The organism is Phycicoccus duodecadis (genome assembly GCF_002846495.1).
Classification (GTDB): domain Bacteria; phylum Actinomycetota; class Actinomycetes; order Actinomycetales; family Dermatophilaceae; genus Phycicoccus; species Phycicoccus duodecadis.
Window position 1 is genome coordinate 347215 of record NZ_PJNE01000001.1, and the last position, 26272, is coordinate 373486.

General features: G+C 73.1%; 25 protein-coding genes and 2 pseudogenes. 9 read left to right on the forward strand and 18 right to left on the reverse strand.

Annotated features, from left to right (window positions below):
- The first annotated feature begins 39 nt into the window (after window positions 1-39).
- The 3 genes from ATL31_RS01650 to ATL31_RS01660 all read left to right on the forward strand — a co-directional run bounded on the left by ATL31_RS01650 (window position 40) and on the right by ATL31_RS01660 (window position 2570).
- Entirely contained in the window at window positions 40-831 is a 792-nt protein-coding gene (locus ATL31_RS01650) for an SDR family NAD(P)-dependent oxidoreductase (RefSeq protein ID WP_101394238.1), read from the forward strand.
- Window positions 832-882: 51 nt separating this feature from the next.
- Window positions 883-1797 (forward strand): cysteine synthase CysM, encoded by a 915-nt coding sequence (gene cysM, locus ATL31_RS01655; RefSeq protein WP_211283946.1) that lies wholly within the window; start codon window positions 883-885, stop codon window positions 1795-1797.
- 347 nt (window positions 1798-2144) lie between these two features.
- The gene (locus ATL31_RS01660; protein ID WP_245861825.1) at window positions 2145-2570 is read left to right on the forward strand and encodes a hemerythrin domain-containing protein; all 426 of its coding nucleotides are present in this window, start codon (window positions 2145-2147) and stop codon (window positions 2568-2570) included.
- A 30-nt stretch (window positions 2571-2600) separates the two neighbouring features.
- On the opposite strand, the gene ATL31_RS01665 is transcribed toward ATL31_RS01660, so the two are convergent.
- The 5 genes and pseudogenes from ATL31_RS01665 to ATL31_RS01690 all read right to left on the reverse strand — a co-directional run.
- Window positions 2601-3266 (reverse strand): class I SAM-dependent methyltransferase, encoded by a 666-nt coding sequence (locus tag ATL31_RS01665; protein ID WP_101394241.1) that lies wholly within the window; start codon window positions 3264-3266, stop codon window positions 2601-2603.
- Window positions 3267-3270: 4 nt separating this feature from the next.
- Window positions 3271-5139: a 1-deoxy-D-xylulose-5-phosphate synthase gene (gene dxs, locus ATL31_RS01670; protein WP_101394242.1), complete on the reverse strand. Its 1869-nt coding sequence runs from the start codon at window positions 5137-5139 to the stop codon at window positions 3271-3273.
- Between the two features lie 765 nt (window positions 5140-5904).
- Window positions 5905-6243 (reverse strand): type II toxin-antitoxin system PemK/MazF family toxin, encoded by a 339-nt coding sequence (locus ATL31_RS01680; protein ID WP_101394244.1) that lies wholly within the window; start codon window positions 6241-6243, stop codon window positions 5905-5907.
- Window positions 6227-6424 (reverse strand): hypothetical protein, encoded by a 198-nt coding sequence (locus tag ATL31_RS01685; RefSeq protein WP_101394245.1) that lies wholly within the window; start codon window positions 6422-6424, stop codon window positions 6227-6229. The genes ATL31_RS01680 and ATL31_RS01685 overlap by 17 nt, the downstream gene beginning before the upstream one ends.
- 209 nt (window positions 6425-6633) lie before the next feature.
- Window positions 6634-7134 (reverse strand): annotated as a pseudogene (locus ATL31_RS01690) (transposase); the annotation flags it as partial.
- 9 nt (window positions 7135-7143) lie between these two features.
- Between ATL31_RS01690 and ATL31_RS01695 the strand changes: the two are divergent.
- Window positions 7144-7296 (forward strand): annotated as a pseudogene (locus ATL31_RS01695) (transposase); the annotation flags it as partial.
- A 533-nt stretch (window positions 7297-7829) separates the two neighbouring features.
- On the opposite strand, the gene ATL31_RS01700 reads toward ATL31_RS01695, so the two are convergent.
- Window positions 7830-8288 carry a hypothetical protein gene (locus tag ATL31_RS01700; RefSeq protein WP_245861826.1) on the reverse strand — a complete coding sequence of 153 codons (459 nt, stop codon included), beginning with the start codon at window positions 8286-8288 and terminating at the stop codon, window positions 7830-7832.
- Window positions 8289-8467: 179 nt separating this feature from the next.
- On the opposite strand from ATL31_RS01700, the gene ATL31_RS01705 reads away from it, so the two are divergent.
- Window positions 8468-10174 (forward strand): nitrite/sulfite reductase, encoded by a 1707-nt coding sequence (locus ATL31_RS01705; RefSeq protein ID WP_101394246.1) that lies wholly within the window; start codon window positions 8468-8470, stop codon window positions 10172-10174.
- The gene (locus tag ATL31_RS01710; protein WP_101394247.1) at window positions 10171-10887 is read left to right on the forward strand and encodes a phosphoadenylyl-sulfate reductase; all 717 of its coding nucleotides are present in this window, start codon (window positions 10171-10173) and stop codon (window positions 10885-10887) included. The genes ATL31_RS01705 and ATL31_RS01710 overlap by 4 nt, the downstream gene beginning before the upstream one ends.
- Before the next feature lie 103 nt (window positions 10888-10990).
- Here the strand turns inward: ATL31_RS01710 and acnA are convergent, their stop codons facing one another.
- The 4 genes from acnA to ATL31_RS01730 all read right to left on the reverse strand — a co-directional run bounded on the left by acnA (window position 10991) and on the right by ATL31_RS01730 (window position 18084).
- Window positions 10991-13717, reverse strand: a complete 2727-nt coding sequence (acnA, locus tag ATL31_RS01715; RefSeq protein WP_245862608.1) for an aconitate hydratase AcnA — start codon at window positions 13715-13717, stop codon at window positions 10991-10993.
- A 157-nt stretch (window positions 13718-13874) separates the two neighbouring features.
- Window positions 13875-14735: an alpha/beta hydrolase family protein gene (locus ATL31_RS01720; RefSeq protein ID WP_101394249.1), complete on the reverse strand. Its 861-nt coding sequence runs from the start codon at window positions 14733-14735 to the stop codon at window positions 13875-13877.
- Window positions 14732-16084, reverse strand: coding sequence for a class I SAM-dependent RNA methyltransferase (locus ATL31_RS01725; RefSeq protein ID WP_101394250.1), 1353 nt, complete (start codon window positions 16082-16084; stop codon window positions 14732-14734). Before ATL31_RS01725 ends, ATL31_RS01720 begins: the two co-directional genes overlap by 4 nt.
- Complete coding sequence (locus ATL31_RS01730; RefSeq protein WP_425440318.1) at window positions 16081-18084, reverse strand: APC family permease; 2004 nt, start codon at window positions 18082-18084, stop codon at window positions 16081-16083. The genes ATL31_RS01725 and ATL31_RS01730 overlap by 4 nt, the downstream gene beginning before the upstream one ends.
- A gap of 89 nt (window positions 18085-18173) precedes the next feature.
- On the opposite strand from ATL31_RS01730, the gene ATL31_RS01735 reads away from it, so the two are divergent.
- Both ATL31_RS01735 and ATL31_RS01740 read left to right on the forward strand, forming a co-directional pair.
- A complete protein-coding gene (locus ATL31_RS01735; protein ID WP_101394252.1) occupies window positions 18174-18836 on the forward strand; it encodes a potassium channel family protein in 663 nt (220 codons plus the stop codon).
- Between the two features lie 20 nt (window positions 18837-18856).
- Entirely contained in the window at window positions 18857-19546 is a 690-nt protein-coding gene (locus tag ATL31_RS01740) for a potassium channel family protein (protein WP_055813168.1), read from the forward strand.
- 12 nt (window positions 19547-19558) lie between these two features.
- Here the strand turns inward: ATL31_RS01740 and ATL31_RS01745 are convergent, their stop codons facing one another.
- The 7 genes from ATL31_RS01745 to ATL31_RS01775 form a co-directional block, all read right to left on the reverse strand.
- Window positions 19559-20269 (reverse strand): DUF3159 domain-containing protein, encoded by a 711-nt coding sequence (locus tag ATL31_RS01745; RefSeq protein ID WP_101394253.1) that lies wholly within the window; start codon window positions 20267-20269, stop codon window positions 19559-19561.
- Window positions 20266-20625, reverse strand: a complete 360-nt coding sequence (locus ATL31_RS01750) for an OB-fold nucleic acid binding domain-containing protein (protein WP_101394254.1) — start codon at window positions 20623-20625, stop codon at window positions 20266-20268. The genes ATL31_RS01745 and ATL31_RS01750 overlap by 4 nt, the downstream gene beginning before the upstream one ends.
- The gene (locus tag ATL31_RS01755; protein WP_101394255.1) at window positions 20625-21389 is read right to left on the reverse strand and encodes a DUF3710 domain-containing protein; all 765 of its coding nucleotides are present in this window, start codon (window positions 21387-21389) and stop codon (window positions 20625-20627) included. The genes ATL31_RS01750 and ATL31_RS01755 overlap by 1 nt, the downstream gene beginning before the upstream one ends.
- 43 nt (window positions 21390-21432) lie before the next feature.
- Window positions 21433-21903, reverse strand: a complete 471-nt coding sequence (gene dut / locus ATL31_RS01760; RefSeq protein ID WP_101397127.1) for a dUTP diphosphatase — start codon at window positions 21901-21903, stop codon at window positions 21433-21435.
- A 17-nt stretch (window positions 21904-21920) separates the two neighbouring features.
- Complete coding sequence (locus ATL31_RS01765; RefSeq protein WP_101394256.1) at window positions 21921-22220, reverse strand: DUF4193 domain-containing protein; 300 nt, start codon at window positions 22218-22220, stop codon at window positions 21921-21923.
- A 129-nt stretch (window positions 22221-22349) separates the two neighbouring features.
- Window positions 22350-23225, reverse strand: coding sequence for an inositol monophosphatase family protein (locus tag ATL31_RS01770; RefSeq protein WP_101394257.1), 876 nt, complete (start codon window positions 23223-23225; stop codon window positions 22350-22352).
- Complete coding sequence (locus tag ATL31_RS01775) at window positions 23225-24331, reverse strand: ferrochelatase (RefSeq protein ID WP_101394258.1); 1107 nt, start codon at window positions 24329-24331, stop codon at window positions 23225-23227. The genes ATL31_RS01770 and ATL31_RS01775 overlap by 1 nt, the downstream gene beginning before the upstream one ends.
- A gap of 108 nt (window positions 24332-24439) precedes the next feature.
- Here ATL31_RS01775 and sepH point away from each other — a divergent pair, with 108 nt between their 5' ends.
- Window positions 24440-25570, forward strand: coding sequence for a septation protein SepH (gene sepH / locus ATL31_RS01780; RefSeq protein ID WP_101394259.1), 1131 nt, complete (start codon window positions 24440-24442; stop codon window positions 25568-25570).
- A gap of 20 nt (window positions 25571-25590) precedes the next feature.
- On the opposite strand, the gene ATL31_RS01785 is transcribed toward sepH, so the two are convergent.
- Window positions 25591-26268: a thymidine kinase gene (locus tag ATL31_RS01785; RefSeq protein ID WP_101394260.1), complete on the reverse strand. Its 678-nt coding sequence runs from the start codon at window positions 26266-26268 to the stop codon at window positions 25591-25593.
- Window positions 26269-26272: the final 4 nt, after the last annotated feature.

Here is a 26272-nt window from a genome sequence, read left to right on the forward strand (position 1 = left end):
GCACCGCCGCGCCCATCCGTCCGGCGAAGGAGCCGAACCATGACGTCCTACGACCTGTCCGGGCGCACCGCCCTCGTCACCGGAGGAGCCCAGGGGCTCGGGGAGGGCATGGCCAAGGCCCTGGCCGCCGCGGGCGCCCGCGTGATGGTCGGGGACCTGCAGGACTCCGGGGCCGACACCGCCGCCGCGCTGGGCGAGGGCCACGGCTTCGTCCGCCTCGACGTCACCGACGAGTCCTCGTGGGAGGCCGCGGTGGCCGCCACCGTCGAGCGGCTGGGCGGCCTCGACATCCTGGTCAACAACGCCGGCATCGAGATCACCAGCCTCGTCACCGAGGTCGAGGTGGCCGACATCGAGCGGATGATGCGGGTGAACATCCTCGGCACGACCCTGGGGCTCAAGCACGGCCTGCGCACGATGCGCCCGGGCGGGGCCGCGGGCCGGGGCGGCAGCATCATCAGCGTCTCGTCGGTGGCGGCCACCATCGCCTTCCCCGGGATCGCGGTGTACTCGGCCACCAAGTCGGCCGTCGACCGGCTGACCCGCGTCGCGGCCACCGAGGCCGGCAAGCTCGGCTACGGCGTGCGCGTCAACTGCATCTACCCCGGGCTCGTCCCGACGGCGATGGGTGCGGGCCTGGCGAACGACGTGGCCGAGCTGGGGCTGTTCGCCTCGGCCGAGGCCGCGGTCGGCGCGGTCGTCGACCTCACGCCGGCCGGGCGGCTCGGGACGGTGGAGGACATGGCCGACGCGGTGGTCTTCCTCGCGTCCGACGCCTCGCGCTTCGTCACCGGTATCGGGCTCCCGGTCGACGGCGGCATGGGGATGTGACGCCCAGGGGTGCAGCCCGGTGCGCGAGGCCGCCGCCGTAGACTCGCACGGGTGAGCGAACCCCCTGCGTACCCCACGATGGAGGACGTCATCGGCGACACGCCGCTCGTCCGTCTGCAGCGCCTGCCGGGTCCGGAGAACGACCGCCGGGGCAACGTGCTCCTCGCGAAGCTCGAGGGGAACAACCCGGCCGGCTCGGTCAAGGACCGCCCCGCGATCAGCATGATCCGCGGCGCGGAGGCGCGCGGGGAGATCGCGCCCGGCGACACCCTGCTGGAAGCGACGTCGGGCAACACCGGGATCGGCCTGGCGATGGCGGCGGCGATCAGCGGCTACCGGCTGGTCATCGTGATGCCCGAGGACGCGTCCATCGAGCGGATCCAGACCATGAAGGCGTACGGCGCCGAGCTGGTCCTGACCCCGTCCGGCGGCGGCATGGAGGAGGCTCGCGACGTCGTGACCCGGATGGAGCAGGAGGGCCGCGGCCGGGTCCTGGACCAGTTCGGCAACCCGGACAACCCTCGGGCCCACGAGAACGGGACCGGGCCGGAGCTGTGGCGCCAGACCGACGGGCGCATCACGCACTTCGTGTCCGCGATGGGCACCACCGGCACGATCACCGGGGTCTCGCACTTCCTGAAGTCGCGCAACCCCGGGATCCAGGTCGTCGGGGCACAGCCCGCCGAGGGCTCCAAGATCTCGGGGATCCGCGCCTGGCCACCGGAGTACGTGCCGAGCATCTTCGACCCTTCGGCGGTGGACCGGACCGTGGAGGTCACCCAGGCCGACGCCGAGGAGACCGCCCGCCGGCTGGCCCGCGAGGAGGGCATCTTCGGGGGGATCTCCGCGGCCGGCGCCTGCTGGACCGCCCTGCAGGTGGCCCAGGAGGTCGAGGGGGCCACGATCGTCTTCATCGTCTGCGACCGCGGCGACCGTTACCTCTCCAGCGGCGTGTTCCCCGCCTGAGCGGTTCGCCGGAAGCCCGGGGACATCCGGGTCTACTGATGGGCGCGAGCTTCCGCGTCGTCACAGTGAAGACGCGGAAACGTGTCGATGGCGCGGATACATCCGTGTCACGAGCGAACTTCCGCGCCATCAGCGTGACCCGGGTGCCCCGCGGAGGGCGGAGTTGGTGCCGCGCCCGCCGCAGGAGTAATTTCCACAGTGTTGCTGGAGAAAAATGTCGGCGCCGGGCGCGCGGCTGCGGTCCCGGTCACCGCCTCACCGCGTCGACCGAGATGTGGCCCGTGCGACCACTCGCGCCCCAGCTGGACGGAGGACGGTCGATGTGCTCGTACTGCGGATGCGAGAGCGTGACGGTGGTCGGCCGGTTCATGGCCGAGCACGTCGACATCATCAATGCCTGCGGTGACCTGCGGCGCGCCTGCGCCGGCGCCGATGCGCAGGTGACCTCGCGCGCGGTCGGGCGGCTGCAGGACCTCCTGCAGCCGCACACCTCCGCCGAGGAGGCCGGGATGTTCACCGTCCTGGCCGAGGACCCCGAGTTCACCGAGCACGTGCGCTCCCTGTGTGCCGAGCACGCGATGCTCGACGCGCTGCTCGCCGAGATCGGGCAGGGCCGCACGGCGACGATGCCGGCCTTCGAGCGAGCCCTGCGGGTGCACATCGACCGTGAGGAGAACGGGCTCTTCCCCGCCGCGGCGATCGCGTTCGCCGGGCCGGAGTGGGACCGCGTCGTCGCCCTCACGCCCCCGGCTGCGGCTCCGGCGCCCGCCTGAGCGGCGTCCCTGCGGGTTCGCGTCGTCGGGTCAGGCGCGGCGGGCGAGGACGACGACCTGCCCCTCCTGCTCCCGCCCGACGGCCTCGCGGATCATCCGGGCTCGACGCTCGAGCCCGACCGCGGCCAGCGCCGACATCAGGTCGCGGGGTCCGCGGTGGTAGCGGGTCAGCACCACGTCGTGCCCGCGCTCGCGCAGCCGGGCGCCGACGTCGACCGGCCCGTCGCCCTTCTGCGACGCCACCAGCACGTGACCGCCGGGCCGGACCACGCGGGCGACCTCGGCCAGGGCGCGCGCCAGGTCCTCGTCGGGCAGGTGGATGACCGAGTACCAGAGCAGCACCCCGTCGAAGGACGCGTCGGCGAAGGGCAGGTCGGTCAGCGACGCCTCGTGCACCTCGAGGTCCGGGTGGTGGCGGCGCGCCATCGCCAGCATCCCGGGCGAGATGTCGACGCCGACGACCGAGCAGCCGCGGTCGGCCAGGAAGCGCGCCATCCGCCCGGTGCCGCAGCCGGCGTCGAGCACCCGGGCGCCGCCGCCCTCGAGCACGCGGTCGGCGAAGTCCTCGACCATCGCGAGGTCGAGGCGGGCCTCGGGCTCGGTGCCGGGGTAGGTCGCCGCGTAGTCCTGGGCGATGGCGTCGTAGGCCGCACGTACCTCCGCACGCGCCTCGTCGGGACCGTCGGAAGGCTCCATGGCGTCAGGCGAGGCGGTCGCGTAGCCGGGTGGCGACGGCGTCGGGGGTGAGCTGGGCGGCGTCGAGCACCTGCCCCCGCGAGGCGTGCTCGAGGAAGCGCTTGGGCAGCCCGAAGACGTCGACGGGCTGGTCGAGCCCGGCGTCACGCAACGCCTGGGTCACCTGCGAGCCGATGCCGCCGACCACGACGTTGTCCTCGACCACGGCGACCCGGCCGGCCGCCCGGGCCAGCGTGACGACCTCGTCGGGCACCGGCAGCGCCCACACCGGGTCGACGACACGGACGCGGTGCCCCTCGGCGGTCAGCTTCTCGGCGGCGGTCAGCGCGGTGGCCGCCATCGAGCCGACCCCGACCAGCAGGACGTCGACGGCGTCGGCATCGGGCTCGGCGAGCACGTCGACCCCGCCGACGGTGCGCACGGCCTCGATGGGCTCGGCGACCGTGCCCTTGGGGAAGCGGACGACCGACGGGGCGTCGTCGATGGCGACGGCGGCGCGTACGGCCCGGGCCACCTGCTGGCCGTCGCGCGGCGCGGCCAGGTGCAGACCGGGCACGACCCCGCTGATGGTCATGTCCCACATGCCGTGGTGCGACGCGCCGTCGGGGCCGGTGACCCCCGAGCGGTCGAGCACGACGGTGACGCCCGCCCGGTGCAGCGCGCAGTCCATCAGCAGCTGGTCGAAGGCCCGGTTGAGGAAGGTGGCGTAGACCGCGACCACCGGGTGCAGGCCGGAGAACGCCAGGCCCGCGGCCATCGTCATCGCGTGCTGCTCGGCGATGCCGACGTCGAAGGTGCGTTCGGGGAAGCGGTCGCAGAACGGCTGGAGCCCGACCGGCATCATCATGGCGGCGGTGATGGCGACGACGTCGCGGCGCTCCTCGCCCAGCGCGACCATGGTCTCGGCGAACTCGTCGGTCCAGCTGCGGCCGGCGATCTCGAGCGGCAGGCCGGTCTCGGGGTTGATGACGCCCACGGCGTGGAACTGGTCGGCCTCGTCGGTGATGGCCGGGTCGTAGCCGCGGCCCTTCTGGGTGAGGACGTGCACGAGCACGGGGCCGCCGAACGCGCGGGCCTTGCGCAGCGCGGCCTCGAGGGCGGGCTCGTCGTGGCCGTCGACCGGGCCGATGTACTTCAGCCCGAGGTCCTCGAACATCCCCTGCGGGGCGACGATGTCCTTGATGCCCTTCTTGACCCCGTGCAGCGTCTCGTACATGGCGCCGCCGACGACGGGCGTGCGCGAGACGTTGCGCTTGCCCCAGTCGAGGAAGCGCTCGTAGCCGCGGGTGGTGCGCAGGGTGGCGAGGTGGTCGGCCAGGCCGCCGCGGGTGGGGGCGTAGGAGCGCTCGTTGTCGTTGACCACGAGCACCAGCGGCAGGTCGTCCTCGGCGGCGATGTTGTTGATGGCCTCCCACGCCATGCCGCCGGTGAGGGCGCCGTCGCCGATGACCGCGACGGTGTGCCGGTTGCGTTCGCCGCGGACGACCCGGCCGGCGGCGATGCCGTGGGCCCAGGACAGGGACGTGGAGGCGTGCGAGTTCTCCACGACGTCGTGGGGCGACTCGGCGCGGCTGGGGTAGCCCGACATCCCGCCCTGCTTGCGCAGCGCCGAGAAGTCGCGGCGGCCGGTGAGGAGCTTGTGCACGTAGGACTGGTGGCCGGTGTCGAAGACGACGGTGTCGGTAGGACTGTCGAAGACCCGGTGCAGGGCGATGGTGAGCTCGACGACGCCGAGGTTCGGCCCGAGGTGGCCCCCGGTGCGCGAGACCTGGTCGACCAGGAAGGCACGGATCTCGTCGGCGAGGGCGGGCAGCTGCGCCGCCGGGAGGGCCTTGAGGTCGCGGGGACCGTCGATCCGTTCCAGCAGGCTCACCGCGGCCTACCTCCTCGTTCTCGGGTCCGGTCGAACCCCACGAGTCTAGGTGGTCGGCCCGGCTGCACCCGCAGGGACGAGGGTGCCCTCCACCACGTCCTCACTCGCTCGGCACTCGGCGCACAGAACGCGGCGCCGTCGCACGTCGCGCCGGAGAGCGAGGGTTGCCACGTCGAGATCCTCCTGGCATGGGGGCGTGACCTATGACGCGCTCTCCGAGAGCGTCCGGTTGATCCAGTCCGAGCACCTGGAGCCCGTGGTGCGACTGAGCCGGCGGCGTCGGTTCGCTGCGATGGCCGTCGACGTCGCGGGCGACGTAGCGGTCACCCGGTTCACCAGACGAGGGGTGGGTTGCGTCCTGTCCGATACCTGGGTCCTGGCCAGGTGGGGCGAGCTGGCACCTGCTCGGCGGCGGCAGTGACTCTGCTGACGATGACCTACTCGCCGCTCGCCCGGCCCGGCTACCGGCCCACCTCGGCCTGCCGTGGGCCGCGGGTTCCGGCATTGAGCCCGGGCTGGTCGTCATCGAGGGCAGCGGCGGATTCCATGACTGCCAGGGCAGGGCGGTTCGGTGGCCGTGGAGCGGTCGATGGATACGCCACGTTGGCCTGCGGACCAGCGCCGACGTCGAGTCCGTCACCGTCGATGACCGGACGGTCCGGGTCCCTTGGCATGGCCGGGTCGTCCTCATCTCGAGCGGACGTCGCCCTGCGTCATTCGCGGCGAAGAGGGCTACCTGGATGCGCTGGTCCCAAGCGACGAGGGTTAAAGGTCCAGTAGCAATGCGAGCGTCTCTCGGACCTCGCCGAGTACTACTGGGCCGACATTGCCCGTGCGGTGCTGAATGCGCGTGATGGCCACAGAACGCACGTGCTGGCACTGCGCCGAGGAGCGCGCTGAAAGACGGTTGCCGTGATCAGGGTCGATGACCACCTCCGTGCTGCTGGAACGGAGGGTGCGGGTCAGCGGCACCACCTGCACGACGTTCGGTCCACCCGCCAGCACCCGTGCAGCGGTGACGACGACTGCGGGACGACGTAGCCCCGCCTCGCTACCGGCCGGAGTGCCGAGGTCGAGCTCGACGACATCACCCGGCATCAGCATCGAGCCAGGCCGCCTCATCCTCGGTGAGCTCCTCGGTCAGGTCGCGACCCATGGCGTCTTGGCGCAGCGCCCGCAGAGCGCTACTCACCGTTTCATCGATCGTCTCGTGGCGTTCGGCCGCCAAGCGGGTGACCCTGGCGTGGGTGTCCCGGCTGATGCGGATCGTTGTTGTCTCGGCCATGCGACAACAGTACGCCCGGTAGACGATTCCGTCTACACGGCGCTGGCTGACCAGCCGTGCGACCCACGGCGCCGATCAGCGAGGAGCGCCCGGCTCGCGGCGGAATGCAGCAGTCCGGGGCTCAAGCCCGCGTAGTGCGCAACGGCGATCTAGCCTCGGCCTGTGGAGTAAGAGTCCCGTGGAGTGGTGGGCTTTGAGGTCGTCGATGCCTACCGGTCGCCTTCGGTGAGGGCGACGGTTCCAGTGTCGTCCTTTGCGCCGATCTTGGCCATGGATTCTTCGGAGAGGTAGCGGCGTTCGTCGGTGGCCCATTCGTCGTGGGTGTCGGCCAGGATGGCTCCGATGAGGCGGATGACGGCGGCTTCGTTGGGGAAGATGCCCACGACGCGGGAGCGGCGTTTGATCTCCTTGTTCAGCCGCTCCAGGGGGTTGGTGGACCAGATCTTGCGCCAGTGCTCGCGGGGGAACGCGGCGAAGGCGAGGACCTCGGCTTTGGCGTCGTCCATCAAGGGGCCGATCTTGGGGTAGCGGGCGGCGAGCTCGTCGCGGACCTTGTCCCACTGCTTGCTCATCGGTGCGAGGCTGGGTTGGGCGAAGATCGTGCGGAAGACCGCGGCGACCATCTCGGACTCGCCCTTGGCCACGTGGGCCAGGACGTTGCGGATGAAGTGCACCCGGCACCGCTGATGCGAGCTGCCGGGACTGCTGCGCACCATGCTGCCACGTTCGTGCAGGCGTTGATGTCGGCCGAGGCCGACGCGATCTGCGGCGCGCCGGATGGCGAACGCAGCCCGGAACGGGTCAGCTCCCGCAACGGCTACCGGGACCGCGACTCCGACACCCGCACCGGCACGATGGAGGAGTTGTTGCCGTGTTGAGCCTTGCCGGGTACGGGTCGAGCGGCAGCCCGGCCACCATGACTTTGACGCAGACTCAGGCCGCAACGCCAGCCACTCCGGCGCCCACGACGGTCACCGTGACGACGACGCCCACCGCGACGGCGACACTGGTTCGTCCTGTTACTGCGTCGAAGACGTCGACGAAGCCTGTGTCTGCAGCTGTCATCGTGCCGGATGCCGTAGGCAAGGACTACCAAACGGCACAGGACCTGTGGCGCGGGTCGAGACTTATTGTTGCCCGGCCACCGACGCCACAGGCACGAATCGACTGCCACTCATCGACTCCAACTGAGTGGTGCTCTCGCAGGAACCTGCCGCAGGAAAAAAGGTCGCTGTCGGCACGCTAATCGCGGCCACCGTCAGGAAGTTTACCGACAACTGACCGCGCGGGCCCCGACACGCCCTTTCTGGGCGATGTGACGCGGCCTCGAGGCCTGTCAAACCTCTACTACAGGTCCGGACTGTCGGCTCGAGTGCGTTCGGCGGTCGAACAGGGACACACTCAGTCAGAGTCGCGGCACGAACTCGAGCCCGCGCAGGGCGTCGAGCAGCAGCCCGGCCGCGCGCCGAGCCGCCACGAGGCGCACGCCTTCGCACTCGAGGTCGGCCAGCACCTGGGTGACGCCCTCGGGCCCGATGTCGTCGACCAGCGCCACCCGGACTTCGCGGTAGGACGAGCGCATGGCCTCGAGCTGGGCGTCGAGGTGGTTCACCGCGAGCCAGGCCAGGGCCACCGGATGCCGGCGCCACGACGGGTAGAGCCGGTAGTCGGGCGGGCAGTGGTCGAGCAGCCAGGCCACCGCCCGGTGCTGCCAGCCCCGCTCCCCCGGCGGCGGCACGCCCTGCGGCCAGCCCGGGGGCCCGCCCGCCCCCGTGGCGCCGGCCCCGGAGCGCTGCCGGACGGGGGCCGCCGGGGTTGGGACGCGCAGGGGCGGCCCTCCGGCCGCTCCCGCATCATCGAACATGTGTTCGATGATAGGCCCTCGGCGGGGATGTCGTCAGCGGCTCCGGCCATCGCGCGCCATCACTCGAGCGCCGCCTCGACCGACGCCGTTCCATCTGGTGGACCTTCGCGACTGAAATAACCGTGCGTTATACATTGCATGACGCAACGTAACTCTTCCCGAGCACCGAGGAACCCCCGATGACGACGACCGCTACCACGCCGCGGGCCCTGCGGCCCCCGCGCGCCGGCCGGGCCAACGGTCAGTGGGCCGTCGACGGCACCGCGCCCCTCAACGCCAACGAGGAGTGGAAGCAGGAGGAGGGCGGGCTGTCCGTCCGGGCCCGCATCGAGGAGGTGTACTCCAAGGAGGGCTTCGGCTCCATCCCGCCCCAGGACCTCAGCGGCCGGTTCCGCTGGTGGGGGCTGTATACCCAGCGCCGGCCCGGGATCGACGGCGGCCGCACCGCCCAGCTCGACGACACCGAGCTCTCGGACGAGTACTTCATGCTGCGGGCCCGCCTCGACGGCGGCGCCCTGACCCTGGAGCAGCTCCGCGTCCTGGCGCAGATCTCCACGGAGTTCGCCCGCGGCACCGCCGACATCAGCGACCGCCAGAACCTCCAGTACCACTGGATCCGCATCGAGGACGTGCCCGAGATCTGGCGTCGCCTCGAAGCCGTCGGCCTGCAGACCACCGAAGCCTGCGGCGACACCCCGCGCGTGGTCCTGGGCAGCCCGTTGGCCGGCATCGCCGCCGACGAGATCATCGACCCCACCCCCGTCATCGACGAGATCGTCGAGCGGTTCATCGGCGACCCCGAGCTCGCGAACCTCCCCCGCAAGTTCAAGACGGCCGTCACCGGCCACCCCAGCCTCGACGTCGTGCACGAGATCAACGACGTCTCCCTGGTCGGCGTCGTACACCCCGAGCTCGGGCCCGGCTACGACCTGTGGGTCGGCGGCGGCCTCTCGACCGCCCCGCGCCTCGCCGAGCGGCTGGGCACCTTCGTCCCCGAGGAGCACGCGGCCGAGGTCTGGCACGGGGTCGTGCGCATCTTCCGCGACTACGGCTACCGGCGCCTGCGCGCCAAGGCCCGCCTGAAGTTCCTCCTGGCCGAGTGGGGCCCGGCCGAGTTCCGGCGGGTGCTCGAGGAGGAGTACCTCGGCTACGCCCTGCCCGACGGCCCGGCCCCGGCCCGCGCCACCACCCCGGGCGACCACGTGGGCGTGCACCGGCAGAAGGACGGCAACCACTACGTCGGCGCGGCCCCGGTCGTCGGGCGCGTCAGCGGCGAGGTCCTCACCGGCCTGGCCGACCTGATGGCGGACGCCGGCAGCGGGCGGGTGCGCTTCACCCCGCACCAGAAGCTCGTCGTCCTCGACGTCGCGCCCGACCGGCTCGACGCGCTGGTCAGCGGCCTGGAGGCCCTCGGCCTCTCGGTCTCCCCCAGCCCGTTCCGCCGCAACACCATCGCCTGCACCGGCATCGAGTTCTGCAAGCTCGCCATCGTCGAGACCAAGGCGGCCGCGGCCACCGCCATCACCGAGCTCGAGCAGCGGCTCGCCGACGTCACACCGGCGCTCGACACCCCGATCAGCCTGCACGTCAACGGCTGTCCCAACTCGTGCGCCCGCGTCCAGGTCGCCGACATCGGCCTCAAGGGCCAGCTGCTCACCGTCGACGGTGAGCAGGTGCCCGGCTTCCAGGTACACCTCGGCGGCGGCCTGGCCTCGCCCGAGCGCGACGAGGCCGGCCTCGGTCGGACGATGCGCGGGCTCAAGGTCACCGCCGACGAGCTCCCCGACCTCGTCGAGCGCCTCGTGCGCCGCTTCCTCGACCAGCGCGAGGGCGGCGAGACCTTCTCGGCCTGGGCGCACCGCGTCGACGACGAGGTGCTGCGATGACCGCCGTCGCCACCCGCACCCGCCGGTCCACCGACCAGCTGCGCGCGCTCGCCCACGACGGGCAGCGCCTGGTCGGCGAGGGCTCCGCCGACGAGGTCGTCGCGTGGGCCGCCCGCACCTTCCCCGGCACCCTCGCCGTCGCCAGCAGCATGGAGACCGGGGTGCTGCCCCATCTGGTCTCGCAGCACGCGCCCGGCGTCGACGTGCTCTTCCTCGACACCGGGTACCACTTCGCCGAGACCCTGGGCGCCCGCGACGAGGTCGACCTCACCCTCGACGTCACCGTCGTCGACGTGCGGGCCCGCCTGAGCGTCGCCGAGCAGGACGCCCGCTTCGGCCCCCGCCTGCACGACCGCGACCCCGCCTCCTGCTGCCGGATGCGCAAGGTCGAGCCGCTGCGCGAGGCCCTCACCGGCTACGAGTGCTGGATGTCCGGCGTGCGCCGTGACGAGTCCGCCGCGCGCGCCGACACCCCGCTGGTGACCTTCGACGAGACCAACGGCATCGTCAAGGTCAACCCGCTGGCGGCCTGGACCCACGACCGGATGCTGGGCTACGGCCTGATGCACCGCGTCCCGGTGAACCTGCTGCTCTCGGACGAGTACCCCTCGATCGGCTGCGCCCCGTGCACCGCGCGCGTCGAGCCCGGCGCCGACCCGCGATCGGGCCGCTGGGCCGGCCTCGACAAGACGGAGTGCGGCATCCACCAGTGACCGAGCGCGGGCACCCGTCTCCCGGAGTCCTGCGAGGGGAACAGCACGCCGCCCCGGACCGATGGTCCGGGGCGGCGTCTCGTGGTGGTGCGCGGTGCGGGCCTCAGCGCACCAGGCTGCGCAGCACGTACTGCAGGATCCCGCCGTTGCGGTAGTAGTCGGCCTCGCCCGGGGTGTCGACGCGCACCACGGCGTCGAACTCGACCGGGCTCCCGCCCTCGCGGGTCGCGGTGACGTGCACGGTGGCCGGGGTCGAGCCGTCGTTGAGCGCCGTCAAGCCCGAGATCGAGAAGGTCTCGGTGCCGTCGAGCCCGAGCGAGTCGGCGGTCTCGCCGGCCGGGTACTGCAGCGGCACCACGCCCATCCCGATGAGGTTGGAGCGGTGGATGCGCTCGTAGGACTCGGCGATGACGGCCTTGACCCCCAGCAGGGCGGTGCCCTTGGCGGCCCAGTCGCGCGAGGACCCCGAGCCGTAGTCCTTGCCGGCGAGGATGACCAGCGGGACGCCGGCCTCCTGGTAGGCGGCGGAGGCGTCGAAGATGGTCGTCTGCTCGCCGCCGGCGAGGAAGTTGCGGGTGAAGCCGCCCTCGACGCCGTCGAGCAGCAGGTTCCGCAGCCGGATGTTGGCGAAGGTGCCGCGGATCATCACCTCGTGGTTGCCGCGGCGCGAGCCGTAGGAGTTGAAGTCCTTGCGCTCGACACCGTGCTCGGCCAGGTAGGTGCCGGCCGGGCTGTCGGCCTTGATCGAGCCGGCCGGGCTGATGTGGTCGGTCGTGACCGAGTCGCCCAGCTTCGCGAGGACCCGCGCGCCGTCGATGTCGGCCACCGGGGTGGTGTCCATCGACATGCCGTCGAAGTACGGGGGCTTGCGCACGTAGGTCGAGTCGGCGTCCCAGTCGAAGGTCTTGCCCTCGGGCGTCGGCAGTGACCGCCAGCGCTCGTCGCCGGCGAAGACGTCGGCGTAGTCCTCGGTGAACATCTCCTGGCTGATGCTCGCCGCGATGGTCCGCTCGACGTCGGCGGGTGCCGGCCACAGGTCCTTGAGGAACACGTCGTTGCCGTCGTGGTCCTGGCCCAGGGGCTCGGTGTCGAAGTCGAAGTCCATCGTCCCCGCAAGGGCGTAGGCGATGACCAGCGGCGGGGAGGCCAGGTAGTTCATCTTGACGTCGGGGTTGATCCGGCCCTCGAAGTTGCGGTTGCCCGAGAGGACCGAGACCACGGCGAGGTCGTTGTCGTTGATGGCCTTGCTGATCTCGTCGCTGAGCGGGCCCGAGTTGCCGATGCAGGTCGTGCAGCCGTAGCCGACGAGGTAGAAGCCGAGCTTCTCGAGGTAGGGCCACATGCCGGCCTTCTCGTAGTAGCCGGTGACGACCTTGGAGCCCGGCGCCATCGAGGTCTTGACCCAGGGGGCGACGGTCAGGCCGCGCTCGACCGCGTTCTTGGCGAGCATGGCCGCGGCCATCATCACCGAGGGGTTCGAGGTGTTGGTGCACGAGGTGATCGAGGCGATCGACACGATGCCGTGGTCGATCTCGAACGAGGCGCCCTCGGGCGTGGTGACGGTGACCTTCTTCGAGGGGCGGCCCGCGCCGTCGCCCTCGTCGGCCGGCTTGGAGCCGCCGTTGGTGCCGTCGGTCGTGCCCTGCGGCGACGGGTCGCTGGCCGGGAAGCTGCTGGCCGCGCCGGCGTCGCCCTCGTCGTGCGAGACGTAGGTGGGCAGCACCTTGCGGAACGCGGTCTTGGCGTCGGCCAGGACGATGCGGTCCTGCGGGCGCTTCGGGCCGGCGATGGAGGGGACCACGGTCGACAGGTCGAGCTCGAGGTACTCGCTGTAGCGCGCCTCGGGCTGGTCGGGGCCGGCCTGCAGCCACATCCCCTGCTCCTTGGCGTAGGCCTCGACCAGGGCGACCGACTCGGCCGAGCGGCCGGTGAGGCGCAGGTACTCGAGCGTGACGTCGTCGATCGGGAAGATCGCACAGGTGGAGCCGAACTCGGGACTCATGTTGCCGATCGTGGCGCGGTTGGCCAGCGGCACGGCCGAGACGCCCTCGCCGTAGAACTCGACGAACTTGCCGACGACGCCGTGCTTGCGCAGCATCTCGGTGATCGTCAGGACGACGTCGGTGGCGGTGGCGCCGGCCGGGATGGCACCGGAGAGCTTGAAGCCGACGACGCGCGGGATGAGCATCGACACGGGCTGGCCCAGCATGGCCGCCTCGGCCTCGATGCCGCCGACGCCCCAGCCGAGCACACCCAGGCCGTTGACCATCGTGGTGTGGCTGTCGGTGCCGACGCAGGTGTCGGGGTAGGCCACGCCGTCACGGACCATGACGGTGCGGGCCAGGTGCTCGATGTTGACCTGGTGCACGATGCCGGTGCCCGGGGGGACGACCTTGAAGTCGTCGAAAGCGGTCTGGCCCCAGCGCAGGAACTTGTAGCGCTCCTCGTTGCGCTCGTACTCGATGGCGACGTTGCGCTCGAAGGCGTCGGCGCGCCCGAAGACGTCGATGATCACCGAGTGGTCGATGACGAGCTCGGCCGGCGCGAGCGGGTTGATCTTGGCCGGGTCGCCGCCGAGGTCGGCGACGGCCTCGCGCATGGTGGCGAGGTCGACGATGCACGGGACGCCGGTGAAGTCCTGCATGATCACGCGCGCCGGCGTGAACTGGATCTCGGTGTCGGGCTGGGCATCCGCGTCCCAGGCCGCGACGGCCCGGATGTGGTCGGCGGTGATGTTGGCGCCGTCCTCGGTGCGCAGCAGGTTCTCGAGGAGGACCTTCAGGCTGTACGGGAGGGTCTCACTGCCCTCGACCGCCGACAGCCGGTACATCTCGTAGGACTGCTCTCCCACCTCGAGCGTGCCGTGGGCGTCGAAGCTGTTCGTGCTGGCCACCGGGTCTCCCTTCCGAGTCGTGCGTCGTCGCGACGGACCCGTGATTTATCTTGACGTCAAGATATCTAACCACACGGGCCGGACGACGTCGAGCCTATGCCCGCTCGATCCCCTCGAGCACCTCCACGGTCCGCGCCCAGGCGGCGGAGGTGGTGTCGATGAGCGCGAAGTGGTCACCCGGCACCTCGACCAGCTCGGCCCGGGCGCCCGCCGCGGTGGCGGCCCCCACGTAGGCCTGCGACTGCGCGAGCGGCACGGTGGTGTCGTCGCGTCCGTGCACGCACCAGACCGGCACGTCGAGCGGGACGCCGGCCGTGGGGTCCGCGACCGCGTACGCCTGCGGCACCTGGCCGGGGTCGCCGCCCAGGAAGGCCTGCACCGCCCCTCCCCCGAGGCCCCGCTCGGCCGCGGCGCGTAGGTCGAGGACGCCGGCCTGGGCCACGGCGTGGGTGACGCCGACCGCCGCCTCCGCCCACCGCCCGGGCCGGCGGCGACCCGCCGCCCACACCGCCAGCTGCCCCCCAGCCGAGTGCCCGAGGGCGACGACCGGCCCACCGCCCAGCCCCGCCCGGCCGAGCAGGTCGATGGCCGCGGACACGTCGTCGAGGGTCGCCGGCACTCCCCCGCCGTCGCCCACGCGCCGGTACTCGACGTTGAGCGCCGCCCAGCCGCGCCCGGCCAGGTCGCGCGCCAGGGGCCGGCCCAGCGACAGGTCGTACTCGGCCCGCCAGAACCCGCCGTGGAGGACCACGACGACCCCGTGCGCAGCCCCGGCGGGACGGTGGAGCTCCGCGACCTGCGACGGGTCGCTGCCGTAGCGCAGCACCCGCGGGCCGCCGTCCGTGGCGACGGGGCCCGGCGCGCCATCCGCCGCCGGCCCGGAGCACCCGACCGCCAGGGAGCCGGCCGCACCCGCCCCCAGGAGCGCGGCGAACCGCCGACGCGTCAGGCTCACGGAACCTCGGGGGCGAAGTGCGCGACGCACTCGACGTGATGGGTCATCGGGAAGGCGTCGAAGGCCCGCAGCCCGACCAGCCGGTAGCCGGCGTCGCGCAGAGCGGCGGTGTCGCGCGCCAGCGCCGCCGGGTCACAGGCCACGTACGCGATGGCGCGGGGCGCCAGGGCGGCGATCTCGCGGACGACGGCCGGCCCGGCCCCGGTGCGGGGCGGGTCGAGGACCACGACGTCGGCGCTGGTGGGCAGCAGCGGTGAGCGGGCCGGAGCCCGGTGCGCGCTGCCCCGTGACCCGCCGCCCCGGCGCCGCGACGGGCCGCGCGAGGCCCTCGCCACCCCGAAGGCGTCGTCGACCCGGGCGCGCAGCGGCAGCACCCAGGGCAGCTCGGCCATCCCGGCCCGGGCCCGCTCGACGGCTCCCGGGTCGGACTCGACCGCCACCACCTGGCCCGTGGGCCCGACGGCCTCGCCCAGGGCGGCGGCGAACAGGCCGACGCCGGCGTAGAGGTCGAGGGCCCGCTCCCCCGGCCGCACGGCCAGGACGTCCATGACGGCGGTGACGAAGGTCGCGCCGGCCCCCGGATGCACCTGCCAGAAGCCTCGGGCCGACACCGTGAAGTCGCGGGCGACCCGACCGGCCCCGTCGCCCTCGCCCCACGTCGCCTCGACCCGCTCGACGACGTCGGGGACGGCGTCGTCCGGCCCCACGGGCAGGGCGACGGCCAGCGGCTCGCCGACCGAGGGCGCCACGGTGTCGACCGCCTCCACGCCCTCCCAGCGCCGCTCGGTGACCCGCAGGCCGTCCACCCCGGGCGCCGCGATGCGGCAGTGGTCGATCGCGACGACCTCGTGCGAGCGGTGGCGGCGCAGGCCGGCGCGGCCGTCGGGGCCCACGGCGAACTCGACCCGGGTGCGCCAGTCGAGGCCGGCGTCGTCGCCCGGCACCGGCTCGACCACCACGTCGACGTCGAGGCCGGCCAGGCGCTGCAGCTGCTCGCGCACCACCTCGGCCTTGAGGGAGCGCTGGCGCGGCAGGGCCACGTGCTGGAGGTCGCAGCCGCCGCAGGCACCCGGGCCCGACCAGGGGCAGGGCGGGGTGACGCGGTCGGGCGAGGCCTCGAGGACGTCGACGGCGTCGGCGCGCACGAACCGGCCCTTCGGCCCGAGGTCGGTGACCCGGGCCCGCACCCGCTCCCCCGGCAGCGCGTGCCGCACGAAGAGGACCTGGCCCTCGTGCCGCGCCACGCAGTGCCCGCCGTGGGCGACCGGCCCGACCTCGACCTCGACCTCGTCGCCCGGGGCCAGACCCGCGGGGCGTCCCACTCCTCCGGCCTGCTCGGCGCCGCTCATCCGCGCCGCACGTCGCCGACGACCGGGCCCTCGAAGCGCTCCTCGGCACCGGCCGACGACGCCAGCTGCCACGGCACCGACGACACCATGACGCCCGGCGTGAAGAGCAGCCGGGTGCGCAGCCGCAGGGCGCTCTGGTTGTGCAGGATCTGCTCCCACCAGTGGCCGACGACGTACTGGGGGATGTAGACGACGACGATGTCGCGCGGGTTGTCGCTGCGGATCGAGCGCACGTAGTCGAGCACCGGGCGGGTGATCTCGCGGTAGGGGCTGTCGAGGGCCTTCAGCGGCACCGGGATGTCGCGCCGGTCCCACTCGGCCTGCAGGGCCTTGGTCTCGTCGGGGTCGACGGCCACCGTGACGGCCTCGAGGACCGACGGGCGGGTGGCGCGGGCGTAGGCGAGCGCGCGCAGGGTGGGCCGGTGGACCTTGGCGACCAGCACCATCGCGTGGACCCGCGAGGGCAGCATCTGGGCCTTGGTGTCGCCCTCCTCGACCGAGAGCTCGTCACGGACGTGGTCGTAGTGCTTGCGCACCCCCAGCATCAGGAAGAACAGCACGCCCATGGCCGCGATCGCGTAGCCCGCGCCGTGGGTGAACTTGGTGGCCAGGACCACGAGCAGGACGGTGCCCGACATGCTCGCGCCCACCCCGTTGATGACGCGGCTGCGCAGCATCCGGGCCCGGGCGGCGGGGTCCTTCTCGACCCGCAGGAAGCGGTTCCAGTGCCGCACCATCCCGATCTGCGACAGCGTGAACGAGACGAACACCCCGACGATGTACAGCTGGATGAGGCGGGTGACGTCGGCGTCGAAGATCACGACGAGGAAGGCGGCGGCGCCGGCGAGGATGAGGATGCCGTTGGAGAACGCCAGCCGGTCGCCGCGGGTGTGCAGCTGGCGCGGCAGGAAGCCGTCGCGGGCCAGGATCGAGCCCAGCACCGGGAAGCCGTTGAAGGCGGTGTTGGCGGCCAGCACCAGGATGAGGCCGGTGACGATGGAGACCAGCACCACGCCCACCGGGAAGTCGGAGAAGACCGCCTTGGACACCTGCCCCATCACGGTGTCCTGGACGTAGCCGCTGCCCACCGGCACCCCGTCGCGCAGCAGCTGGTGGGCCTCGTCGTCGGCGTACTTGACCCCGGTCCAGGTCGCCAGGGCGACCATCGACATCAGCATCGTCACCGAGATCGTGCCCATGAGCAGCAGGGTGCTGGCGGCGTTGCGGCTCTTGGGCTTCTTGAAGGCGGGGACGCCGTTCGAGATGGCCTCGACCCCGGTGAGCGCGGCACAGCCCGACGAGAAGGCGCGCAGCAGCAGGAAGGCCATCGCGAAGGTGCCGAGCTGCTGGAAGCCGTTCTCGGGGCGCAGCGTCAGCGCGGCGCTCTCGGCCTGCGGCAGGTCGCCAGAGACCTTGCGGTAGAAGCCGAAGAGCGCCATCCCGATGACCGCGGCCATGAAGAGGTAGGTGGGGACGGCGAACGCCGTGCCCGACTCGCGCACGCCGCGCAGGTTCATCGCCGTGAGCAGCACGATGATCAGCACCGCCACGATCGCCTCGTGGCCACGGACGAACCCGAAGGCCGCCGCGGCGTTCTGCACGCCCGACGACACCGACACCGCGACCGTCAGCACGTAGTCGACCAGCAGCGCGCTCGCCACCGTCAGGCCCGCCCGGGGGCCGAGGTTCACGCTGGCCACCTCGTAGTCGCCGCCCCCCGAGGGGTAGGCGTGCACGTTCTGGCGGTAGCTCATGATGACCACGCCCATGACGACCACGACGACCAGCGCGATCTTCCACGACTGGGTCAGGGCGAGGGTGCCGCCGGCCAGGCCGAGGGTCAGCAGGATCTCGTCGGGGGCGTAGGCCACCGAGGAGAGGGCGTCGCTGGCGAAGACGGGCAGCGCGAGTTTCTTCGGGAGGAGGGTCTCCCCCAGCCGGTCGCTGCGCATCGCACGGCCGAGCAGGACACGCTTGACGAGACGTCCGGGCGTAGACACGGGGACCACTGTAAGCAGTCCGGCCCCCACCCGTCGGCACGATCCGGTCCTCGTCTCGGCCGGGCCCGGCCCGTAGTAGCGTCGGCGTCGTGCACTTCGTCATCATGGGCTGCGGCCGCGTCGGCGCCTCCCTCGCCCGGGCCATCGAGCGCGCCGGCCACGAGGTGGCGGTCATCGACCAGGACGAGTCCGCCTTCCGGCGCCTCGGCACCTCCTTCGAGGGACGCACGGTCACCGGCGTGGGGTTCGACCGCGACACCCTGCGCGCCGCGAACATCGGTGACGCGTACGCCTTCGCGGCCGTCTCCAGCGGTGACAACTCCAACATCCTGGCCGCCCGCGTCGCGCGCGAGAAGTTCGGGGTCGAGCACGTCGTGGCGCGCATCTACGACCCGGGCCGCGCCGAGATCTACCAGCGCCTCGGCATCCCCACCGTCGCCACCGTGAAGTGGACCAGCGACCAGATGCTGCGCCGGCTGCTCCCCCAGGGCCACGTCCCCGAGTTCACCGACCCCTCGGGCCGCGTCGTGATCGCCGAGATGCCCATCGCGCCGTCGTGGATCGGGCGCCGGGTCGCCGAGATCGAGGCCGCCACCGGCGGCCGCCTCGCCTACCTGACCCGCCTCGGCGACGGGCTCCTGCCCGGCGAGGACACCGTCTACCAGGAGGGCGACCTGCTGCACCTCGCCCTGCGGCGCGAGGACCTCTCCGCCGCCGAGCGCGTCCTCGACGCGCCGCCCGAGACCCACTGACGCCCGAAAGGCCACCATCCATGCGCGTCGTCATCGCCGGGGCCGGCAGCGTCGGCCGCTCGATCGCCCGTGAGCTCATCCGCAACGGGCACCACGTGCTGCTCGTCGACCGCGACGCCGACGGCGAGCAGGTCTCGAAGGTCCCCGACGCCAGCTGGCTGCAGGCCGACGCCTGCGAGCTCGAGGCCCTCTCGGAGGCCGGGCTGGCCGACTGCGACGTCGTCGTGGCCGCCACCGGCGACGACAAGGTCAACCTGGTCCTGTCGTTGCTCGCCAAGACCGAGTTCGGCGTGCCGCGCACCGTGGCGCGCGTGAACAACCCCAAGAACGAGTGGATGTTCGACGAGGCCTGGGGCGTCGACGTCGCCGTGTCGACCCCGCGCCTGATGACGGCGCTGGTCGAGGAGGCCGTCTCGGTCGGTGACCTGGTGCGCATCTTCGAGTTCCAGCAGGGGCGGGCCATGATGGTCGAGATGACCCTCCCGGTCGGCAGCCCCTACGCGGGGGCCCGGGTCGGCGACGTGCCGTTCCCCGTCGACACCGTGCTCACCGGCATCATCCGCGACGGCTCCCCCATCGCGCCCAGCCGCGACGACGCGCTCGAGCCCCTCGACGAGCTGCTGTTCGTCACGACGCCCGAGGCCGAGGCCGGCCTGGAGTCGCTGCTCAGCCCCGGCGAGCGCCAGCGGCGCGACGACTCCGACGACTGAGCCCCTCGACCGTCAGGACGACGGCGGGACGCGACTCTCTCCGGGCTCGGCGCCCGGGCCCGCGCCCGGCTCGACCGGGGTGCGCCCCGAGACGAGCAGCCAGCCCATCACGGCCACGCCCGCGACCCAGAGCGGCCAGCCGAGGACGATCTTCGCGACCCCGAGGAGGGTGACCTCGGCCGCGAGGTAGAGCGGCACCATGACGGCCAGGCGCACGACGTAGATGCCGACCAGCACCCAGGTCAGACGGGCACAGACCCGCACCATCCCGCGGTCACGGCGCCAGGCGAACGGGTCCTCCTTGGCGCGCGGGTCGCCGGCGCCGACGAGGAAGCCCACGGCCGGCCAGCCCACGACGATGGAGAGGACGGTGCCGGCCAGGTAGGCGGCGTTGGTGAGGATGCCGGGCAGGAACGCGTCCTGGGCCTGCCCGGAGCGCAGCGCGAAGAAGGCCGCGATCGCGGTGGCCACCAAGGCGCCGAGCACGTGCTGGAGCGAGGAGCGCTGCACCAGCCGCACCGCCGCGAGGACCACGGCCAGCCCGATGGACCAGACGGCGGCGGTGCGCACGTCCTGGGTGACGGTCCAGACCGCCACGAAGACCACCGTGGGCAGGGCCGTCTCGAGCGAGCCCCGCCAACCACCCAGGGCCGTGGACAGCCGGTGCCGGATGAGCGCCTCGACGGTCTCGGCGGCCGGGCTGGGCCGCTGGTCGGTGGTCACTGCTTGGGGATGATCTCGTACGAGGGGTTGAAGATCGTCGGGGTGCCCTTGAAGGTGGCGACCCGGCCGCGCGCGCGCAGGAAGGTGCCGGGCTCGATGCCGCCGATGGACCGGCGGCCGACCCAGACCAGGTTCACGACGCCCTTGCCGTCCCAGACCTCGGCGACCAGGGCGGGGACGCTGCGCCGGGGCGGCAGGGTGACGGTGCGCACGGTGCCGCAGACGCACGCCTCGTGGCGCGGGGCCAGCGCGGTGAGGTCGTCGCCGCCCTCGGTGTAGGACTGCTCGCGCAGCTCGTCGGCCTCCTGCTCCATCGGGGTGCGGGCGAAGTCGCGCACGCGCTCACGCAGGCCCATCACCGCACCTCGGTGATCTCGGGGCCGCGCTCGAACGGGTCGAGGCTCGCGGGCTCGTCGTCGGGCTGCTCGACCGGGGTGGCCTGCGGGTCCTGGGGCAGGCTCAGCGGGAGCAGCTCGCGGGGAGCCATGGGCTCGACGCCGCGCACGACGACCAGGCCGCGGAACAGCTCCAGGAGCGGCTCGGCGGCCTCGGTGTCGATGGCGGCCCGGCCCGAGAGGACCCCGCGCAGGAACCACCGCGGGCCGTCGACCCCGATGAAGGTGGCCGGGGCGAAGACGGTGCGGCCGTCGGGGCCGGCCGAGGGCATCCGGGTGCGCAGCTCGGTGCCGAGGTCGGTGTCGGCCTCCTCGACGGTGCCGCCCTGCTGCTCGACGGCCACCGAGATCTCGTGCCGGATGTCGGCCCAGAGGCCCGTGGAGCGCGGCGCCGCGAAGGCCTGCACCTGCAGCGCGGACTCGCCGAGCACCGCGGTGGCGGCGGTGACCTGCTGGCTCTGCTCGTCCATCTCCAGGCGCAGCTCCATCCCGGCGATGCCGGCCACCCACAGGGCACCGAGGTCGACCCGGCCGTCGCGCCCGCTCACCTCGGAGACGTCGAAGGGGCCGTTCTCGCGGGAGACCGCGACGCCCGCGGCACCCGAGGAGCCCTCGTCCGCGGCGGACCCGTCGACTCCGTCGCCGGCGACGGCGGTGTCGGCGTCCTCGTCGAGCACGGGCTCGGCGGCGCGGTCGGCGTCCTTGTTCCTGCGGAAGATGCTCACTGCGGTGCGGTCCTCGGATCTCGGGTGCGGTGGGGTCTCGGTCTCACGGGAGCCCGGCGGCGCCGAAGCCCCCGGTGGACCCGTGACCAGTCTCCCCCCGGGCGCTCCCGGGAAGCGAATCGACCTCCGAGAAGTCGGCGTGGAAGTACTCCTGGACGACCAGCTGGGCGATGCGGTCGCCGACGTGCACCGTGAACTCGTCGGTGGGGTCGAGGTTCACCAGGTTGACCAGCACCTCGCCCCGGTAGCCCGAGTCCACGGTGCCGGGCGCGTTGACGACCGTGACCCCGTGCCGGGCGGCCAGGCCGGAGCGCGGGTGCACGAGCCCCACGGTGCCGGGCGGCAGCGAGAGCGCCAGGCCTGTGGGCACCAGGGCCCGGCACCCCGGGCGCAGGGTCACCTCGGCGACGCTGGTGAGGTCGGCCCCGGCATCGCCGTCGGTGCTGTAGCGCGGCAGGACCGCATCCGGATGCAGCCGCCGGACGGCGACGGCGATACGGACGGGCGCGGCCACGCGGTCGGCACGGCCCCTCAGGCCGCGCACTCCCGGCAGACGAGGACGCCGGCGGTGTCGCTGGCGAGCTGGCTGCGGTGGTGCACCAGGAAGCACCGCGAGCACGTGAACTCGTCGGCCTGGCGCGGGAGGACCCGCACCGAGAGCTCCTCCCCGGAGAGGTCGGCCCCGGGCAGCTCGAAGCCCTCGGCCTGCTCGGTCTCGTCGACGTCGACACTCGAGGCGCGCGTGTCGACGCGACGGTTCTTCAGCTCCTCGATGGAGTCCTCGGACATCTCGTCGTCGGTCTTGCGCGGAGCGTCGTAGTCGGTTGCCATCGCTGCTGTCCACCCTTCGTCGTGCGGTCGGCCCTGACAACGCAGGACACCCCGGCTTGGTGCCCGACGGGGGGTCGTGCGCGGCGATTGTGCACCATCGCGGGATGCAGCGCCACGCGGGTCCGCGGATCAGCCCTGGGCGGGGCCGCCCAGGTGGGTGCGGGTGAGGTCGCGCACGAGCCCGGCGAAGACCGGCGCGAGGCCCGGGCCGGCCGTCCAGGTGAGGTCTCGGTCGGCCACGTCGCCGTCGAGACCGCCGAGCACGGCCCCGGCCTCGAGGGCCACGAGCTCGCCGGCGGCGCGGTCCCAGACGTTGAGCCCGCTCTCGTAGTAGCCGTCGAGGCGGCCACACGCCACCGCGCACAGGTCGAGCGCGGCGCTGCCGGCCCGGCGGATGTCGCGCACCTGCGGCAGGAGGTCGACCAGGATGCGCGCCTGCCGGGCCCGGGTGGCGGCCGCGTAGCCGAACCCGGTGCCGACCAGCGACAGGGCGAGGTCGGTCTCGGTGGACACGCGCAGCACCGTGGTGCCGGTGCGGGCGGTGAGCCGCGCCCCGCCGCCCCGGTGGGCGTGGAACAGCTCGTCGGTGGCGGGGTTGAACACGGCGCCGGCCACGGCCCGCCAGGCCCCGGGCACGGCGGGGTCGCCGACGACGGCGGCCACCGAGACGGCGTACGCCGGCACCGAGTACAGGTAGTTGGTCGTGCCGTCGATGGGGTCGACGACCCAGGTGACACCGCTGGTGCCGGTGCGCCCGCCCTCCTCCTCGCCCATGGCCGCGTCGTCGGGCCGCCGCTGCGCCAGGAGGTCGAGGACGAGCTCCTGGCTGCGCTGGTCCATCTCGGTGACGACGTCCGTGCGGCTCGACTTCTCGCTCATCCCGAGGTCGTCCGGGCGCTCGTCGACCACCAGACGGCCGGCCGCCCGGGCCACGTCCACCGCCACCGCCTCGAGGGCCGCGACGTCGAGGCCGTCGGGGACCGCCGGCGCGACCCTGGCGGCCATCAGTCGCTGCCGCAGAGGGCCGGCTTGGCGGCCCGCAGGTTCGGGCAGCAGCCGGGCGCGCAGACCGAGGGCCGCACGTCGCCGGGCAGCCAGGTGTCGGCCACGACCACCTCGCCGCGGGCCTCGGCCGCGCGCTCGAGCAGGAGGTCGACCAGGCCCTTGACGAAGGCCTCGGAGGCGTGGGGGGTGGGGACGCGCACGAACGGCACGCCCACCCGCTCGGCGGTCTCGGCCGCCTCGGTGTCGAGGTCGTGGACGACCTCCATGTGGTCGGAGACGAAGCCGATCGGCGCGCAGACCACAGGGTCGGACGACACCGCCGCGAGCTCCTCGATGCGGTCGTTGACGTCGGGCTCGAGCCAGGGCTGGCTCGGTGGCCCGGAGCGCGAGCAGAACACCAGCTCGCCCTCGATGGCGGTGCCGAGCACGGCGTTGACCTCGTCGGTGAGCCGGTGGGCCAGGCGCAGGTGCTGGTCGACGTAGAGGTTGCCGTCGCCGTCGCCGGGACCCGAGGTGTCGTCCATCGCGGTGGGCACCGAGTGCGTCACGAAGAGCAGGCGCGCGCGCCCGGGCTCGGGCAGGCCCCGCAGCGACTCCAGCAGGTTGTCGAGCCACGCGCGCCCCAGGGAGGGGTGGTGCACGTAGGGGCGGACCTTGTCGACCTGCAGGCCGTCGGCGGCCGGACCCACGGCCTCGACCGCGGCGGCGAGGTCCTCGCGGTACTGCCGGCACGAGGAGTAGCACGAGTAGGCGCTCGTGAGGACCGTGACGACCCGGGTCGCTCCCCGGTCGAGCGCCTCGTGCACGGCGTCCGCGAAGAACGGCTCGGAGTTGCGGTTGCCCCACAGGACGGGGACGTCGAGGCCGCGCCAGGCGAGCTCGTCACGCAGCCGGGCGAGCAGGTCGCGGTTGAGGTCGTTGATCGGGCTGCGCCCGCCCCGCGCGTAGTAGTGCTCCCCCACGGCGGCCAGGCGGGCGTCGGGGATGTCGCGCCCGGCGGTGACCCGACGCAGGAAGGGCATCACCTCGTCCTCGGTCTCGGGGCCGCCGAAGGAGCCCAGGAGGACGGCGTCGTACGGCGACAGGTCGGGCGGGGTGGGGGCCATGGACACACGCTATCCGGGCAATCCGCCACGCCCCGGCGTGGGCTCCACCATCCGGGCCGGTCGGGGTGGCATCGTCGAGGCTTGACGACCACCACCGAGGAGCCAGCCATGAGAGACCTCCGCCTCATCGGCGTCCACGAGGACGGCCAGCACCTCCTTGTCGCGGATGCCGACGGCGGCCGGTTCCGGCTCCCCATCGACGACGCGCTGCGGGCCGCCGCGCGTCGTGACCGGGCCCGGCTGGGCCAGCTGCAGATCGAGATCGAGGGCGGGATGCGCCCGCGCGAGGTGCAGGCCCTCATCCGGCGTGGGATGACCGCCGACGAGGTCGCCGAGCGCTCGGGGTGGACCGTCGAGAAGGTGCAGCGCTTCGAGGGCCCGATCCTCGCCGAGCGCGAGCACGTGGCCCGCAAGGCCCGCCAGTGCGCCGTGGGCACCCGCGGCTCGGCCCCGCTGACCCTCGAGGACCGTGCCACCGAGCGGCTGCGCGAGCGCGGCGTCGACGCCGACGCCGTCGAGTGGGACTCGGCCCGCGACACCGACGGCGTGTGGCAGCTGCTGATGCACTTCGCGGCCGGCGGCCGTCGCCGCACCGCGACCTGGCGCTACGAGCCCCTCGGCGGGTCGGTCTCGGCGTCCAACGACGAGGCCCGTTGGCTCGGCGACGAGGCGTCCTCCGGCTTCATCCCCACCCCCCACCAGGCGGTGGCTGGCCCGGGCACGGTCGACGTGTACGACGTCGACGCCGATGGCGGCCTCGAGCCCACCGACCGGACCCGCCGGCCCGACGAGCCCATCGACCTGATGGCCGCGATGCGCGAGCACAGTGCGCGCGGCCGGCGCTCCCGCCGCCGCCCGTCGCCGGCGCAGACCCCGGGTGAGGACCGTCCCCGCGAGGACGCGCTCCCCATCGAGACGCTCGCGGGCGACCTGTCGAGCGCCGAGCCCCCGCCGGCCAGCCGGGCCCGCAAGCCCGTGGGCGAGCATCTCGACGAGCCGAGCGCGTCGGCCGACCTCGTGGGGGGCTGGCCCGAGGACAGGGACGCCCGCCACGACCCGCGGCACTCCCGTGACGGCCGCGCTGACGGTGGCACCCGCGAGGCGCAGGGTGGCACGGCGTCGGCCCAGGACCCCGGCCGCGACGCCGGCACCCGCACGGGTGGCTCGCGACGCGGCCGACCGAGCGTCCCCAGCTGGGACGACATCGTGTTCGGCACCAAGGGCTCCGGCCCCGCCTGAGGGCCGCCGACGCGTCCCCCTCAGCGGCGCGGTGGCACCGGGCAGGCGTCGAGGTCGAACGGCAGCGTGTCGGGCGACGGTGACGCGGCGCGGGCGGCGTGGCTGTTCATCCGCCGCATGTGGTGGCGCCGGCACAGCACCTCGTACTCGACGACCCCCTCGGTGGCGGTGGCGGTGTCCCCCACCACGACCTGCTCCCCCTCGACCACCATGACGCCGTCGACGATGCGCGCGTTGTGCGTGGCGCGCCGCCCGCACCAGCACAGCGCCTCGACCTGGAGCACCTCGACCCGGTCGGCCAGCTCGACCAGCCGGCGCGACCCCGGGAACAGCTCGGTGCGGAAGTCGGCCGTGATGCCGAAGGCGGTGACGTCGATGCCGAGCTCGTCGACGAGGCGGGCCAGCTGCTCGACCTGACGGGGCGTGTAGAACTGCGCCTCGTCGCAGATGACGTAGTCGACGCGGGCCCCGGCCGTGAGGCAGTCGACGACGACGTCCCAGAAGTCCAGCGCGTCGTCGACCTCGACCGCCTCGGTCTCGAGCCCGAGGCGCGAGGAGAGCACCGACTGCCCGGCCCGGTCGAACTTGGTGAAGATCAGCCCCTCGCGGTCACGGGCCCGCTGGTTGTGGTCGATCTGCAGCGCGAGGGTCGACTTGCCGCAGTCCATCGTTCCGGAGAAGAAGACCAGGTCCGCCACGAGC

Coding starts and splice junctions, on each gene's coding strand:
- ATL31_RS01650 (WP_101394238.1), top strand. CDS start 40: ATGACGTCCTACGACCTGTCCGGGCGCACCGCCCTCGTCACCGGAGGA.
- ATL31_RS01765 (WP_101394256.1), bottom strand. CDS start 22,220: ATGGCAACCGACTACGACGCTCCGCGCAAGACCGACGACGAGATGTCC.
- ATL31_RS01705 (WP_101394246.1), top strand. CDS start 8,468: ATGACGACGACCGCTACCACGCCGCGGGCCCTGCGGCCCCCGCGCGCC.
- ATL31_RS01685 (WP_101394245.1), bottom strand. CDS start 6,424: ATGGCCGAGACAACAACGATCCGCATCAGCCGGGACACCCACGCCAGG.
- sepH (WP_101394259.1), top strand. CDS start 24,440: ATGAGAGACCTCCGCCTCATCGGCGTCCACGAGGACGGCCAGCACCTC.
- ATL31_RS01750 (WP_101394254.1), bottom strand. CDS start 20,625: ATGGGCCTGCGTGAGCGCGTGCGCGACTTCGCCCGCACCCCGATGGAG.
- ATL31_RS01665 (WP_101394241.1), bottom strand. CDS start 3,266: ATGGAGCCTTCCGACGGTCCCGACGAGGCGCGTGCGGAGGTACGTGCG.
- ATL31_RS01725 (WP_101394250.1), bottom strand. CDS start 16,084: ATGAGCGGCGCCGAGCAGGCCGGAGGAGTGGGACGCCCCGCGGGTCTG.
- ATL31_RS01740 (WP_055813168.1), top strand. CDS start 18,857: ATGCGCGTCGTCATCGCCGGGGCCGGCAGCGTCGGCCGCTCGATCGCC.
- acnA (WP_245862608.1), bottom strand. CDS start 13,717: ATGTACCGGCTGTCGGCGGTCGAGGGCAGTGAGACCCTCCCGTACAGC.
- ATL31_RS01700 (WP_245861826.1), bottom strand. CDS start 8,288: ATGTTCGATGATGCGGGAGCGGCCGGAGGGCCGCCCCTGCGCGTCCCA.
- ATL31_RS01710 (WP_101394247.1), top strand. CDS start 10,171: ATGACCGCCGTCGCCACCCGCACCCGCCGGTCCACCGACCAGCTGCGC.
- ATL31_RS01770 (WP_101394257.1), bottom strand. CDS start 23,225: ATGGCCGCCAGGGTCGCGCCGGCGGTCCCCGACGGCCTCGACGTCGCG.
- ATL31_RS01775 (WP_101394258.1), bottom strand. CDS start 24,331: ATGGCCCCCACCCCGCCCGACCTGTCGCCGTACGACGCCGTCCTCCTG.
- ATL31_RS01680 (WP_101394244.1), bottom strand. CDS start 6,243: ATGCTGATGCCGGGTGATGTCGTCGAGCTCGACCTCGGCACTCCGGCC.